The organism is Mucilaginibacter sp. SG538B (genome assembly GCF_013376065.1).
GTDB classification, from domain to species: Bacteria; Bacteroidota; Bacteroidia; order Sphingobacteriales; family Sphingobacteriaceae; genus Mucilaginibacter; species Mucilaginibacter rubeus.
Window position 1 is genome coordinate 1,062,885 of the sequence record NZ_JABMJI010000001.1, and the last position, 14,251, is coordinate 1,077,135.

Annotated in this window: 18 protein-coding genes; 10 read left to right on the forward strand and 8 right to left on the reverse strand. The window is 42.8% G+C overall.

What is annotated here, in order from left to right; genetic code table 11:
- Positions 1-91 precede the first annotated feature (91 nt).
- Positions 92-373 carry a type II toxin-antitoxin system YafQ family toxin gene (locus tag FHW88_RS04190; RefSeq protein WP_176623374.1) on the reverse strand — a complete coding sequence of 94 codons (282 nt, stop codon included), beginning with the start codon at positions 371-373 and terminating at the stop codon, positions 92-94.
- A gap of 7 nt (positions 374-380) precedes the next feature.
- Positions 381-578 (reverse strand): type II toxin-antitoxin system RelB/DinJ family antitoxin, encoded by a 198-nt coding sequence (locus FHW88_RS04195; protein ID WP_090523834.1) that lies wholly within the window; start codon positions 576-578, stop codon positions 381-383.
- A gap of 184 nt (positions 579-762) precedes the next feature.
- Here FHW88_RS04195 and FHW88_RS04200 point away from each other — a divergent pair, with 184 nt between their 5' ends.
- From FHW88_RS04200 to FHW88_RS04210, 3 genes are all read left to right on the forward strand, one after another.
- Positions 763-1,548 (forward strand): mechanosensitive ion channel family protein, encoded by a 786-nt coding sequence (locus FHW88_RS04200; RefSeq protein ID WP_176623376.1) that lies wholly within the window; start codon positions 763-765, stop codon positions 1,546-1,548.
- Between the two features lie 11 nt (positions 1,549-1,559).
- Complete coding sequence (locus FHW88_RS04205) at positions 1,560-2,063, forward strand: inorganic diphosphatase (protein ID WP_176623378.1); 504 nt, start codon at positions 1,560-1,562, stop codon at positions 2,061-2,063.
- Between the two features lie 81 nt (positions 2,064-2,144).
- Positions 2,145-2,327: a hypothetical protein gene (locus tag FHW88_RS04210; protein ID WP_176623380.1), complete on the forward strand. Its 183-nt coding sequence runs from the start codon at positions 2,145-2,147 to the stop codon at positions 2,325-2,327.
- A gap of 80 nt (positions 2,328-2,407) precedes the next feature.
- Here FHW88_RS04210 and FHW88_RS04215 read toward each other — a convergent pair whose 3' ends face one another.
- On the reverse strand, positions 2,408-2,809 hold the full coding sequence (locus FHW88_RS04215) for a winged helix-turn-helix transcriptional regulator (protein ID WP_176623382.1): 402 nt from the start codon (positions 2,807-2,809) through the stop codon (positions 2,408-2,410).
- Positions 2,810-2,901: 92 nt separating this feature from the next.
- On the opposite strand from FHW88_RS04215, the gene FHW88_RS04220 reads away from it, so the two are divergent.
- On the forward strand, positions 2,902-3,261 hold the full coding sequence (locus FHW88_RS04220) for a DoxX family protein (protein ID WP_176623384.1): 360 nt from the start codon (positions 2,902-2,904) through the stop codon (positions 3,259-3,261).
- A 70-nt stretch (positions 3,262-3,331) separates the two neighbouring features.
- On the opposite strand, the gene FHW88_RS04225 is transcribed toward FHW88_RS04220, so the two are convergent.
- Positions 3,332-3,535, reverse strand: coding sequence for a hypothetical protein (locus FHW88_RS04225; protein WP_176623386.1), 204 nt, complete (start codon positions 3,533-3,535; stop codon positions 3,332-3,334).
- A 330-nt stretch (positions 3,536-3,865) separates the two neighbouring features.
- Positions 3,866-4,636 carry a glycoside hydrolase family 25 protein gene (locus FHW88_RS04230; protein ID WP_176623388.1) on the reverse strand — a complete coding sequence of 257 codons (771 nt, stop codon included), beginning with the start codon at positions 4,634-4,636 and terminating at the stop codon, positions 3,866-3,868.
- Between the two features lie 332 nt (positions 4,637-4,968).
- On the opposite strand from FHW88_RS04230, the gene FHW88_RS04235 reads away from it, so the two are divergent.
- The 4 genes from FHW88_RS04235 to FHW88_RS04250 all read left to right on the forward strand — a co-directional run bounded on the left by FHW88_RS04235 (position 4,969) and on the right by FHW88_RS04250 (position 8,135).
- Positions 4,969-5,406, forward strand: a complete 438-nt coding sequence (locus FHW88_RS04235) for a MarR family winged helix-turn-helix transcriptional regulator (RefSeq protein ID WP_176623390.1) — start codon at positions 4,969-4,971, stop codon at positions 5,404-5,406.
- Positions 5,407-5,429: 23 nt separating this feature from the next.
- On the forward strand, positions 5,430-6,689 hold the full coding sequence (locus FHW88_RS04240; RefSeq protein WP_090523859.1) for an MFS transporter: 1,260 nt from the start codon (positions 5,430-5,432) through the stop codon (positions 6,687-6,689).
- Between the two features lie 19 nt (positions 6,690-6,708).
- Positions 6,709-7,269 (forward strand): isochorismatase family protein, encoded by a 561-nt coding sequence (locus FHW88_RS04245; protein WP_090523862.1) that lies wholly within the window; start codon positions 6,709-6,711, stop codon positions 7,267-7,269.
- 209 nt (positions 7,270-7,478) lie between these two features.
- On the forward strand, positions 7,479-8,135 hold the full coding sequence (locus tag FHW88_RS04250; RefSeq protein WP_254780040.1) for a phosphatase PAP2 family protein: 657 nt from the start codon (positions 7,479-7,481) through the stop codon (positions 8,133-8,135).
- A gap of 167 nt (positions 8,136-8,302) precedes the next feature.
- Here the strand turns inward: FHW88_RS04250 and FHW88_RS04255 are convergent, their stop codons facing one another.
- The gene (locus FHW88_RS04255; protein ID WP_176623392.1) at positions 8,303-9,712 is read right to left on the reverse strand and encodes a hypothetical protein; all 1,410 of its coding nucleotides are present in this window, start codon (positions 9,710-9,712) and stop codon (positions 8,303-8,305) included.
- Positions 9,713-10,035: 323 nt separating this feature from the next.
- On the opposite strand from FHW88_RS04255, the gene FHW88_RS04260 reads away from it, so the two are divergent.
- Both FHW88_RS04260 and FHW88_RS04265 read left to right on the forward strand, forming a co-directional pair.
- Positions 10,036-10,845 carry a patatin-like phospholipase family protein gene (locus FHW88_RS04260; protein WP_090523867.1) on the forward strand — a complete coding sequence of 270 codons (810 nt, stop codon included), beginning with the start codon at positions 10,036-10,038 and terminating at the stop codon, positions 10,843-10,845.
- Between the two features lie 218 nt (positions 10,846-11,063).
- Positions 11,064-11,468, forward strand: coding sequence for a VOC family protein (locus FHW88_RS04265; RefSeq protein WP_090523870.1), 405 nt, complete (start codon positions 11,064-11,066; stop codon positions 11,466-11,468).
- A gap of 93 nt (positions 11,469-11,561) precedes the next feature.
- Here FHW88_RS04265 and FHW88_RS04270 read toward each other — a convergent pair whose 3' ends face one another.
- Positions 11,562-12,881 (reverse strand): SGNH/GDSL hydrolase family protein, encoded by a 1,320-nt coding sequence (locus tag FHW88_RS04270; protein WP_176623394.1) that lies wholly within the window; start codon positions 12,879-12,881, stop codon positions 11,562-11,564.
- A gap of 19 nt (positions 12,882-12,900) precedes the next feature.
- Positions 12,901-14,124, reverse strand: coding sequence for an OmpP1/FadL family transporter (locus FHW88_RS04275; RefSeq protein ID WP_176623396.1), 1,224 nt, complete (start codon positions 14,122-14,124; stop codon positions 12,901-12,903).
- Between the last annotated feature and the right edge of the window lie 127 nt (positions 14,125-14,251).

Consider the following 14,251-nt stretch of genomic DNA (forward strand, 5'->3'; position numbering starts at 1 on the left):
TACCAAATTAGGGCTTAAAAATGGTAACGTGTTGAAATTTAACACTTTTAACATTTGTTAACACTTGGAGGGCTGAAGTGTTAAATGGTTGTTAAAACAGATCTGAATGAGTTCCGGTGCGCACTAATTCTAAAAGGTTGATCTGTTCATTCTCATCCCAGATCAGTAGTAGGTCGGGCTTTACATGGCATTCCCAATAGCCTTTGTAGCTACCACTTAACTTATGGGCTTTATGTTTTTTGTCGAGGCCCATATGACCTTTGTTGGCGAGTATGGTAATTACGTTCTGCAACAGCTGAAAATCGTTAAGCGAACGCTTTTTAAGTAATTTTAAATCTTTGAGGAATTTGGTTGAGGTGACGATCTCGAACATGATCAAATTAGATACTTTTGAACAGTTCGTCTACACTTTTGAATTTTTTGCCTTTGCCTGCTTTTAACTCGTCCATAGCGGCAATAGTTTCGGCATTAGGTGTTTTGTTCTCTTTTTTTACTTTAATAGTTACACCCAATTCTTTCAGGATATCCTTAACCAAACGTGTTTTATTATCAGGAACAATTATCTCGAGTGTTTGCATACACAAAAATAATCAATAATCTGCTTAATTAATAGGCTTGTGCTGTTGTTTATCGCAGATGTTAAGCTGTTGTTTTATAGTTTTTTAATTGATGAAAGAAATGCTGACGCCATTAAAACAAACCCTTCCCCCAAATATGCGTTAAGCATAGGTGGTTTTATACGGAAGCTAAACGATTTGTTTTATGAAGATTGAAAAGTTTTATGAACAGGTATACATTTGGGTGATCCGTTATGCACCCAGTTTTTTGATTGGGCTGGTGGTTTTATTCATCGGCCTTTGGCTCATTAACCTGCTGCTTAAATGGTGGCAGGGCCATATGCAGAAAAAGGAAATAGATCCTACCATAAAACCCTTTTTGCAAAGCCTTGTGGGCGTTATACTACGTGTGCTGCTGATATTAGGGGTTGTGCAGATCATGGGCGTGCCTATCACTTTGTTCACCGCACTTGTTGGCGCTTTTGGTGTAGCAGCCGGTTTAGCGCTTTCGGGTACGCTGCAGAACTTTGCCAGCGGAGTGCTCATCCTTTTGCTTAAACCTTTTGTTGTGGGCGATAACATCATAGCCCAGGGACTTGAAGGCACGGTTACCGCTATCCAGATCTTTTATACCGTTGTTAAAACCTTCGATAACCGGATAGTTATTATGCCTAACAGCAAGCTCTCAAACGAAGTGATTATTAACATCAGCAGGGAAGGCACCCGCAGGCTTGATATCGAGCTGAAGTTTACCAATAATATTGACTTTAATGAGGTGAAGTCGGTCATTAACTCTTCTATCGATAAATCAAAGAACATATTGGAAACTCCGGACAGGAGGATAGGTATTGCCGGTTTAGATCCTGATGGTTATCGTGTAGGGGTTAATGTTTGGGTTCATGCACATGGTTTCCAGGATACCAAACTGGCCGTACAGGAAAACATTTTGCAGGACTTGAAAGCTTCCGGGGTTAAAATACCGGGTTTATAAAATATGTATGTATGGATAATTTAGAAAATAGGATCACGGTGATTGTTGAAACGCCTAAAGGCTGTGGCCACAAGTATGATTATGATGCCGCCACAAATCAGTTCAAGCTTAAAAAACTACTGCCTGCAGGTATGGTTTTTCCTTTTGATTTTGGCTTTATACCCAATACAGTGGGGGGCGACGGCGATCCCTTGGATGTGTTGGTCATATCGGAGATCAGTACTTTTCCGGGCTGTGTGATAGATTGCCGGCTGATAGGGGCTTTTAAGGTAGAACAAGCTGGTCCGGATGGGAAACGTTACCGGAACGACAGGTTGCTGGCAGTGCCCGTAGTATCAAAAATTTTTACCGATCTGCATGATGCGGCACAACTGCCGCACAGCCTTACCGACCAGATAGAGGCTTTTTTTACAAACTACAACCGCCTTGAATCTAAAGAGTTTAATTTGATGGAACGCCTTGGTGCAGAGGGCGCTATGGAACTTGTTAATAACGCAACTACCCACAATGAATAGTACTATATCAAATTAATAAAACCCAATCGCGCTTTAGCTGTAGTTATGATATAAACATTGTTGAATTTAAATATAGTTATTATGAAAGGTCAACAGGATTTTAAGAATAATGCTAACGCACAAGGCAAACCAACTGCCGATCGTGCCTTTACTAATCATAATGATGCCCAAAAGCAAAAAGGCATCAGTAACGCAGGCGGGCAACGCTCCGATCAAACATCAAGCAGGGATAGTGCCCATCATCCCGAAAGGAAGAAAGCTTAGTATTGTTATTTATAAAAGCGCCATTGCTTACCAGGCAAAGGCGCTTTGTGCATCTAAATTCTGAAGAGCTATTTACCACATTATAATGAAACTGCCATAGCTTTTTTGGCATCGGCTTCAGCCCGGCTCATTTGTTTAATATGCTCACGATGGTTCATGCCCCATTCGCGTAATTCTGATACAACTTTGCCAAGCGTATCGGCATATTCGGTACGTTCATAAATTACAGTTACCGGTGTGGTATCATAAACAGTCCGTTTAACAAAGCCATTTAGTTCAAGCTCCCTTAACTCTTTCGAAAGTATTTTAGGCGTGATGCTTTCCAGATCGCGCTGAAGTTCCTTAAACCGTTTAGGGCCGGTCATCAGGCTTACCAGCATCGGCAGCTTCCATTTACCGTTTACTACATAAAGCGTATCGCGTACTGCGGTTACAGAAGCTTTGCAGGTCTCTTTATTGTGAATGATTTGTTCGTTATTCATACTTGCTATCCTTAACGATACCGGTATCCTTTAGGATAGTAGTATCTTTTTAATAGCAAAGGTAGCTAAGTTTGCGGCAAATAATTCATTAAATGAAAGCAACTAAAATTTTTTACTGGATACTGACCGCTATTGTAGCATTGATGATGGCTTTTTCATGCTATTCATACTTAACAAAGCCCGAAATGGCTGCAGCTTTTCATCATTTAGGCTTCCCCGATTACTTCAGGATTGAACTGGCAATAGCCAAGGTTATCGGTGCAATATTACTATTGGTACCAGTGCCTGCCAGGCTAAAAGAGTGGACTTATGCAGGATTTACTTTTGTATTTGTTTCGGCGTTTATAGCACATAGTGCATCAGGTGATCCGGTAGCAAACCGTGTGATGCCGTTGGTGTTTCTGGCGATTTTGGGAGGATCGTATGTGTTGTACTATAAGAAGCAGAATTAAGTAAATAATATTGTCAATATTAGATAGAAGTATTTTTAGAAGACTTTTCCAAACAAATTGATCTGCTTAGCTATTGCAATTTTCTTCTAAAAATAATTTTCTCTATTTTGGTTGGAAAGGTTTTGCCTGATGAAATAAAATATAATCGCCTCAAGCGAACTACTTCCGCCAGTCGTTCCGAAGGGCTTTTGCTGAGCCAAAATTCCACATCCAGCGTATCTTCATCTTCTTTATGAACATGGCTGGCAGCTAAGGCAATTTTTCTTTTGTACAACGTTTGTTCTTGTTTTTAACATCAATATACATATTTATTGCGTGTTAGAAAAGAGATATTGACTGGTTATTTTATTTAGTGCTTTTTGGCTAAAACCCTTTTACTTCTACCATACTTCCGTCGGTTAAAACCAACGGCAATGACGTTTTTTATTTTGTAGTAATAATGGCTGCACATCAGACAAAGGAGTGTTTTATATCTTTGTCTGAAAATATTTGTTTAAAGATTTGTTATTTCATTGCCGTCGGTTTTAACCGACGGTTTGTAATTTAAGGAGCGGCTGGCTTTAGCCCAAATCGTTGAGCAGTAATTTAACTAAGGAGATTTTACTTACGGCACCAGCAATTTCTCAAACTCCGTACTATCACCCTTAAAAACATTAAAATCCACAACATGGTTAATACCATTAACATGGGCCTTATCCGAGTGCTGCCAGAATTTCCAGTTGGTTTTGTTGGATACAAGCAGTTTGGGCTGGTAGTAGTGTGCTATCCAAAGGGTATAACCATCAAAATAACCCTCCAGGTAGTCCTGGTAAAATTTCAGGTTGGTGTAGATGATGGGTTTGATCCCCGTACGGGTTTCAATAGTTTTGATAAAACTCTCCAATTGCTCGCGCATTTTTTCAGGACTGGTGCGATACAATCGTTCCACATCCACCACCATGGGCAGGTCGCCTTTTTCAGTTTTTACGGTTTGCAGGAAAAACTTAGCTTGCCATACACCACTTTTTTGCGGAAGAAAAAAATGATAAGCGCCGCACATGATGCCTGCCTTCGGCGCTTCGCGCCAGTTGCGCTGAAAATAAGGGTCGACACTTAATATACCTTCGGTTGCTTTTATAAATGCAAAGCTGATATGGACATCGCCCTCGCGCATGGCCTTTACCTGTTTCCAGTTAATGCGGCCCTGGTAGGATGACACATCAATACCATATACCGAATAACCGTCGGGAATATGGATAGCAAAGTTCTTATATTTTCGGTAATGGGTATCCTCACCCGCATCCATGATCCACCGCCAGGTGGCACTGCCGAATTTTAAAATATAACCATAATAAAAAGGGGAGAGCAGGATAAGGAGCAAAGCCCCGATAGCCATCGCCCACTGTGTAGAAAAGCGAGCTTGCTGTTTTACTTTAGCCGCTGGTTTTTTTCGGGCAGGCGCTTTCTTTCTTCTAGGTGTTTTCTTTTCAGGAGCAGGCACGGGGTAAAATTACGAAACGAACCGGGATTTGGGTGGATTTTTCGGATTCATCAGATTTTCTTAACTCATTTTGATTTTGGATCGATAACCTGCCGGGGCAGCATGCAAATCAAAATCCCTTAAATCTGGAAAATCTACCCAAATCCCGGTTCAGGTTTTACATTCTCCTAACAAAACATTCTCTATATTTGTAAGGTAAACTTACAAGTTTAACTGATTAATTGTATATGAGCGAAGAAAAAGAGATTCAACTGGCTTCCGAATTGAGGTTTATCATTGGCAGGCTTAGTAAAAAGATCAGGAAGACTTCGGCTACTGCCGAAAAGCTTTCGCTTACCGAGCGGTCAACCATGGCACTGATCTTTCAGCATGAGGAGATCCTGCCTAACGAGTTGGCAGCTATGGAGAAGATTACCACACAATCCATGTCGCAGATATTAAGCAACCTGCTTAATCTCGGATTGATCAAGAGACGCATCTCCGAGCTGGATAAACGCAAGGTGATCATTTCACTTTCGGAAGAGGGGATCAGCCTCATCCATAAATCAAGAAGTGAAAAAGATGAATGGCTTAACCGCGCCCTCGAAGCCACCTGCACTGCCGAAGAGCAGGAGATCCTGAAAAAAGCGCTGGCACCTCTGGCCAAACTTGTTGACTTTGATTAATAAAAACTGACAGAAAGGGATAAATGAGTAAGCTAAGTACATTCAACGCTTTTAAAAGCCGCAACTATCGGCTGTATTTTGCCGGGCAATCCGTTTCATTGTTGGGTACCTGGATGCAAAAAACCGCCGTAAGCTGGGTGATCTATTCGCAAACGCACTCCAAGTTTATGTTGGGGCTAACCTTGTTTGCAAGTTTGTTCCCCTCGTTTCTTTTTTCGTTTTTGGGCGGTGTGGTTTCTGACAGGTATAACCGCTTTAAAGTATTGTTGTTTACGCAAGTGGCTTCCATGGTACAAGCCATTTTGCTCACCGTGCTGGTGTTTTTTGGGTATTATTCGGTTTGGGCTATCATGGCTTTGACTGCTGTTTTAGGGCTGATTAACGCATTTGATGTTCCGGCAAGACAATCGTTGGTATATGAAATGGTTGATGATAAATCCGACCTGCCTAATGCGCTTGCCCTTAACTCTTCCATGGTGAACCTGTCGCGGTTAATAGGGCCGGGGATAGCGGGCCTGATTATTGAAAAATTTGGCGATTCGGTTTGTTTTGGGGCCAATGCTCTGAGCTTTATTGCGGTAATTGGCTCATTGCTGATGATGCGTTTGCCCGAATTTATGCCCAAGCCCCACGGTAAAAACGTATTTGCCGATCTAAAAGACGGCTTCGAATATATCCGCAATACCCCCACTATAAAGTTCATGTTACTGATGCTTGCTTCCATAAGCTTGTTTGTACTGCCTTTCAGTACGCTGATACCGGTTTATGCTAAGGACATATTTAAGGGAACGGCCTCTACTTTTGGGGTTATAGATAGTGTTATAGGGCTTGGTGCTTTTGGCGGCGGGATTTTCCTGGCCTCATTAAGTGCCGGTACCGATCTAAAAAAGATTCTGGCCGTTAATACGCTGATATTTGCCGCGGGGCTAATCGCATTTTCGCATATGCACAATTATCCTGTTGCGCTGTTTTTTTCAGCAATTATCGGTTTTGGTATGATGTCGCAGGTTACCATTGGTAATACCATTATCCAAACTACTGCTACTCCCGAAATGCGAGGCCGGGTAATCAGTTATTATGCTATGTCTTTTTTTGGGATGCAGCCGCTTGGCGGTTTGCTCATTGGCGCAGTTTCGCAAAAAATAGGCGTACCCGATACTGTTATGGCCGAAGGCATGGTAGCACTGCTGTTGGGTGTTTTGCATTTTGTTTTTTTAACGCGCAGCAGGCTTAAAAAGAAAGCGATGGCTGCTGTGCAGCAATCTACCGAAGCAATTTCTTAACATTAAACAATCAACTACCATGATAACTACATTAGATCAAAATACAGCACTGGTGCTGATAGATTTGCAGAAATACATTGTACAACTTTCATGTGCTCATCCAATGGCCGGCATACTTGAAAAATCGGCTCAATTGGTTGAAGCCTTTCGTAAGGCCGGTAAGCCTATTGTTGTTGTTCATGTAGAACCAACCGGTGCGGCTTTTAAAACCAGGCGCGACAACAATAGAAACAGCATGACCGAACTCCCGGTCGATTGGAACGAAATAGTGCCCGAAATTAAAACCGAATCAACGGATATTTTTATCACCAAAAAAACCTGGGGCGCTTTTTATAACACAGGTCTGCACGAGGAATTGCAAAAGAGAAGCGTCACGCAAATTGTACTGGCCGGCGTAGCCACCAGCATAGGCGTTGAAGCTACTGCCCGCTCGGCCAACGAGCATGCCTACAATATAGCCTTTGCCAGTGATGCCATGACCGATATGTTTCCCGAAGCGCATGCCCACAGCTTTAAATACATTTTCCCGAGAATAGGGCAGGTGGGTACTACCGCCGAGATTATTGAGAAGTTGGGATAGATGAGGGTAAGTGTATAATAGGACGCATCTTTGCTTTGTATCTACCCTTAGTAAGTTGAAGAATAAGACTTACAAAGCTTCAAAAATTTCGTAAGTCTTATTCTTCTGGTCATCCATTCTTTGTGGTTCTGTTTCGGCGAACAAACAATCTCTATGCAATAGGCATTTATAGTTAAATTAGCAGTGTGGATATTGCTACTAAACCGCCTATGAAAAAGATCTCCCCGCTTAAATCCCTGGTAGTTTTAATTCATTTGCAGTGCTTATTTATTTGCTTCACAAACAAAGCTTTCGCTCAGGCGGATTCGGCGAAAGTCACCGTAAATAGTCCTGCATTTATTCCCCCCGCTGTTCAGCGCTGGGACGACCGTGTCATGATCGATCTGCAAAATCAACGCACACCCGGCCAAACAGGTTTTTTCATGTTCCTGAGCAAGAATGTTTTGTACGGCGATATCGGGATCCCGGCGGGCTTACTGGTAGGAGGTATTGCAAGCAATAATAAAGAAATGCGCCAAAACGCAGGTTATGTAGCCAGCAGCACGGCCATATCATATGGTTTTATGCTGCTGATCAAGCATCTGGTGAAAAGGCCGCGGCCTTTTATTCAAAATATCAATATCACGCCGGTTTACCGGGCGGGCGGTACCTCGTTCCCCTCGGGGCATACTTCATCAAGCTTCGCTACGGCTACGGCTTTATCGGCGGCTTATCCTAAATGGTATGTGATAGCGCCATCTTTCTTTTGGGCGGGCGCCACCAGCTATTCAAGAATGTATCTCGGTGTTCATTATCCAACCGATGTGGCAGCCGGGCTAACAGTAGGGGCGGGAAGTGCGGCGGCTATGTCGTTTTTGAAAAAGTAGAGGTAATTTATCGCCTGAAAGTCTTTTAGTTATGATTTAATCGCTATCTTTAGTTATCAATTTGTCAGATATATGATTGCCATACTTGATTTTTTAGCTGGATTATTACTCACCGACTGGAAGCGTATCCACAGGCTTAAATGGAACCGCAACAGCTAAGTATACACTTAGCTTCCCGGCATTTTCCAACTATCTTCGGTTAAAACAGGATTAAACTCGATAGAGGTCGTGTTTGACACCAGTTTGTTTTTTCCGTCGGATGATTCGGTGGTAGCAGGATAGGTGATGCCATTGGCTTTTGTGAAATCTTTGTAGATAGAAATATTAGCAGGCGCTGAATTGATGGAGTAAGCATTTCCTTTCAGGCTATAATCACTACCAATCAGGTACAACAGTTTATTCTTACTTCTGTAAAAAGTGACGATATAATCATCGCCCGATGCGGATACTGTGCCTGTAAGGAAAGAGCTGTTTAGTTTTTTATGCAAGCCCAGGATCCCCTGGTACAGGCTTAAGGTTAGTTCGTCTTTTTCATCCTGCGTTAAAGGCTTTTTTGTGCCGTTCATCCATTGCCAGCCTTCGTTTCCGTCCAGCTGTTTTACCAGTAGTAACTTCCCGTTCTGTCTTACTTCTGCACGGATCCTGTTATTAAGGATATCGGTTAAAGCGATAATTTGCATGTTACCTGTTACTGTGGCCGTTTCCCTAACAGTTGTTAACTTGTCTATGTTTTCGCCACCATAGTGTGCCCTGAGTTGGGTAAGCAGACTGGCTGGCGCAGGCAGGCCAGTTGTTGCAGGTTTACTTGTATTTGTCTTTGAACTAACGGTGGTTCCTTGTGTAATTGCTGGCTTTTCTTTGTCATCCTCGTTTCTGAAATAGAATTCACCATTCAACAAAATCAGGTCTTCTTCATTTGGCGGACTGTAAAAGAAGCTTTGTTTGGCAACAGTGCCATTACCAAATGTTAAAGTTATTTCTCCATCGCCCAATTTATAAGTTCCACTGGTTTTACCGTTTTTTTCAAATTTACCACCTATAGTACCGCCCACTGCATCACCCGTTACACCAACAACGCTCGACCGTTCTGTTGAAAAATTTCCTTTACCATCAAAATAAATTAAATCAGAAGAAAAAGCGCCCACCGCCGGCATTCCCGTACCTATTCCCCCACTGGTGGAAGCGCTTCTTTTTTCATATAGCCCGGCAGGGATAACAGTTACTTTTTTAACCTTATACAAGGTATGTTTTATCCCTGCTGTACTTTCAAGGTGTCCATTAGCTGCCAGTTTATATTTTTTGCTTTCGTCGCCGTTTTTAAATGTGAGTTGTACAAGGTTGTTCTTAACTGTGTAAGAACCGCTGGATTTGGTTTTCCAGTCTGCCTGGTTCAATGCGTTATTGAAAGTGCCATCGCTCCGGAAACTGATCACGATATTGTTGATCTGCATGCCGTTAAAAGGCGTGTTGTATAACTCTGCACCAATGTATACGCCATTGAGCGTTGGTGATTGTGCGCACACTAAGGAGGTTTTTACAATAAACAGGCACAGGAAGAGGAGAAGGTTTTTTGTCATCAGGTAAAGAACCCGAAAAACTGTACCAAAGAACCTGTAGTAAAATTAATTTTCCGTTAAATCTTTAAAAGATATGATATTTTCTTCGGTGAGATAAATACGTATATGATATATTGATTGTATTCTTAATTGATAACAAAAAACAAGGGCGGCACCATTTGGTACAGTTGATGTATAGAAATTATGCCATCTGTCGTCCGGCGAATAAGATTAATAAAGTTGATCATTTAAAAAATTAACATTATTAAATTAAAAAAGTAATATCTTGACCTCAACGGTCCGATGATTTTCCCGGGTAACGGACTGGTGGTAATCTATAAAAAATGAATACAAATATTGATCAAAACGGCTCAAGAAAGATAGGATTAGTGTTGTCTGGCGGGGGGGTAAGAGGGGTGGCCCATTTGGGGGTGATGCAGGCCCTAACCGATTATGGTATCAAATTCTCGCATATCTCGGGCACAAGTGCAGGCGCAATAGCTGCGGCTTTTTTTGCAGAGGGATATACCCCAAAAGAAATTTTACGCGTCATCAAAGACAACAGCCTGCTCAAATTGCTGCGCCCGGCATTTGGCAGCAACGGTTTGATCTCAATAACACATGCCAGGGTATTGATTAATAAATATATTCCACATAATTCCTTTCAAAGCCTCAAAACACGTGTTACCATTCCCGCCGTTGACATTGGAGAAGCAAAGCTGGTTTATTTTACCGAGGGCGAGTTGGATATAGCAATTTTAGCGTCATGCTGTTTGCCAGGTATTTTTAGGCCCATCATCATTAACGATCATATGTTTGTTGATGGCGGCATACTCAATAATTTTCCGGTTGAACCATTGGTGGGCAATTGTGACCTCATCATAGGTTCATGCTGTAACCATTTGCCTGTTGTTTCAACAATTAAATCATTTGTGAACCTGGTTGACAGGGCGGCCATGATAACGATTAATTCGGGCCTCAATGCGCATAAAATGTTGTGCGATATAGTTATCGAGCCGCGTGGCTTGGGTGGTTATGGTATTTTTGATACCGATGCCGCCGAAGAAATTTATATGATAGGGTATGAAGAGGGTTTAAAAACCATCAACAGCAACGAAAAGTTAAAAGAGGTTATTCATAGGCTGAAAGGGTAAGAACCTGTCCGCAAACGATACTGCAGTGTAGCTTTAAAATTGTCGTTAGTATTGGATAAACGATCTGAAAACAGATTTGGTAATGTCTTAAAATAGATGGAAATTGCTCAGGAAGCTGTGCATAAAGAAGTATTTAACAGGTGTTAAATAGCATTCAAAATACTGTACAACTTTCCTTCTATGTTATAGCAACTTAATCATACAAACAGAATTAAACTATGAAAAAAGTAACGGGCCTTGGAGGCGTATTTTTTAAATGCGACGATCCGAAAGGTATGAACGAATGGTATGTCAAAAACCTTGGACTGCCTTCCGGCCAATACGGGACAACGTTTGAGTGGCGGCATGCAGATGATCCGTCGAAAATAGGGTCCACCTCCTGGTGTACGTTCCCGCAGGATACCAAATATTTTAATCCGTCGGCCAAGCCTTTTATGATTAACTACCGGGTAGAAAATCTTGTTGCACTGGTAGACGAATTAAAAAAAGATGGCGTAACCATTATTGACGAGATTGCTGAATATGATTATGGTAAATTTGTTCATATTCTCGATCCGGAAGGGAACATTATTGAGCTATGGGAGCCAGGCGATGAATCGGAGCCGGATAGTGCTGCGGAGTGATTTTAGTCTTTAGCCGAAAGTCTTAAGTGCTAAGTCAGGATTTACCCTCTATCGACTTAGAACTTAAGACTTCTGACTAAAGACTTAGTACTATCAAGGAAACTTAACCCCGTTATAATCTGATATATTCACCTGTGGTATTGATGAGTTGTATTTATCATTAATAGCCTTAATAAACTCATTGGCCACAATTGCATAGCCCCGCGGTGTAAGGTGTACTCCGTCCAGCGAAAACAGTCCGCCGCTGATGTAATTTGAGTTAACGCTTACACCGTCAACCACCAGACCGTTCAGTTTAACATTTTGCAGAAAGGTATAGGCATCAAATACAGCCAGGCCTTTTGCCGCCGCTACAGATTTTATGGTGGTGTTATAAGAAGTTACATAATCCCCGGTAAGGGCAACTTCCTTTTCGTCAAGTACATATTGGTTATCTATCGGAGTATATGGCGTTAAACCGTAAGGCAGGTTACCAACAGGAGTTGCAACCGGCTGCCCGATCTTGCTTGTGGGGAAGGTAAGTACGATAAGATCATTAGGCGTTGCTGCGCGCGGCGCATAAGTACTGCCCGAAACCAACGCGTTGATATACAATGCTTTTGAATTTGGATTGGCTTTTTGTACGCCAGCCAGTATTGCAGAAACGGTGATGGTATTAAAATAAGGTATTGAGGTTACATCCGGTACGGTTGCAACTACGCCTTTCTGTCCCTTGGCAGTGAGGGTGTTGATCAATACATTATACAAGGCAGCAAAAGTGTTTTTATCTGTCAGCACGTCGCCGGCCCCACCGGATGTCGCGTAGCTTAAAGCGTCATTGTTCCCCAGCCAGTTTGAGAAGAAAGTGAATGGCTTCGACATTACAAAATTGAGATAAGTGGTGGAGTTTGTTGGCGCGTTACCGGGCAACAGTCGTTCAAAATACCCGTTAAGGTTGCCATAAGGTGCGTAGGTGATATGCATCAGCTTAATGCCGGGCATACCGTAATTATTGATATCGCCGGTGTATTTGGTATATAAAGTCACGTTTCCGAAGCCGGGTACAGGCAATAATCCGCGTACTGCCAGATTGGTAGTTACAGGAGTTGTAATCGGTGTGCCATCGGCATTAAAGCCGGTAAGTGATAAATACCCGGACCCATTTGCCTGGGCCGTGCTGAATAGCGGCTGCGTAAATGTACCCCCGCCCACCGACTGCATTTGCTTGCCGATGATGCTGGGATAAGATACCTGCTGACCTGCAAGGTATAAGCCACCATCGGCATAACCGGCAGTGAGCGAATTACCCAACGCAATGTATCTTGAAAAATCGACAGAACCTGCGGATGGTTTTGGCGTATGGATTTCGGGTTTGCAGGCACCTAATAACAGTAACCCTGCAACAATATAAATATGTAGTTTAAACGTTTTCATGAACTGATTTCTTTAAGGATTACCAATGATAGGCTAATGAGATACCTGGTATGTAAACATCGGTTTTAAATGTTCCCGATAATTGCGATTCGATATTGGTTTGCGTGCGCTTCATTAGGTGCTCGTACTCAAAGGAGATATCTATATCCAGGCGTTTGGCTACGGTATAACCTAAGCCCAGGGTACCATAAACCCGGTTGGCATCCGGCACTTCGGGAGTTACATAGCCATCTAAAACGGCGGTGCCGCCATAGCCACCGCCAAAACGCAGGGCCAGTTTATCGGTAGCCTTATATTGAGCGCCCCCGCGTAAGCTAAACGCCTGTTGGTAGTTCCGGGCGGAGTGGGTGTCCTGTAATACAGCCGTATTGTTTTTATAATCAAACGATAGCGTTTTATAACTATCCCAGTTAACCAGGTTAACATCAATGGCCAATATCCATTTGCTGCTGGGGTAAAAGCCGAAACCGATGGAGTTAGTGGCCGGTAAGGGTATGGTTGAACTAAAGGTATTGGGCTGAGGGAAACTACTTTGCAGCGATGCAGGTACAGTAAAAATAGCGTTCCCTGCCGAAATTGTGGTATTTACCTGCGAGCGGTGTGTGATCCCTATGGTAATACCTGCTTCTGTTTTGAAGTAAACGCCCGCGTTCCATCCGTAGCCTTTGCCGCTGCCTTTCAACCGGGCCTGTCCCGGGTCGCCGTTGCTGTTTGCCAGCGGGATGGCGCGCGTCAGATCAACGCTGCCATGGTTGTAAACGAAGCCTCCGCCGATGCTCATCCAGTCGGCCAGTTTTATACTTAGTGTTGGCTGAATATAAATGGCTTTCAGGTCGAGGCTTTCCAGTACATATTTGCCCTGCCAGGTATTGCCCCAGTCGGTTAAACCGCCAAAAGGGGTATAAACGCCAAGTCCCAGTTTCCAGAAGGAAGATTTAGGGCCCCATACCGCATAAGCATGGAACGGAGTAGCAACTTTATCAGCGGTATGGTCCTGTATTGATGTCCCCGCGGGGTTGAAAACAGATTTGAACAGTAAAGGGCTTATTCCTCCCTGTATGTAATTTTCGGGCAGCATGGCTACTGCGCCGGGGTTAAAAAATACGGAAGCTCCATCCTGTACGATACCCGTACCTGTATGGCCCATTCCTATTTGCTTTTGTCCCCCAAGGTTCACCTGGAAACCCTGGGAAAAAGCTAACAGCGGTGCTGCGGTGAGCACCAATAGTAGAATTTTTCTCATAAAAATATAATTGGTTCGTGACAGGAAATTGCTTGTAGGTTACAATTTGAAACTGTCAGGGATAAAATTAGTTTGGATTAAAAAGAAAAAAAGGGCTATAATGCGGAGATATTAGTCAAAAAGTCGG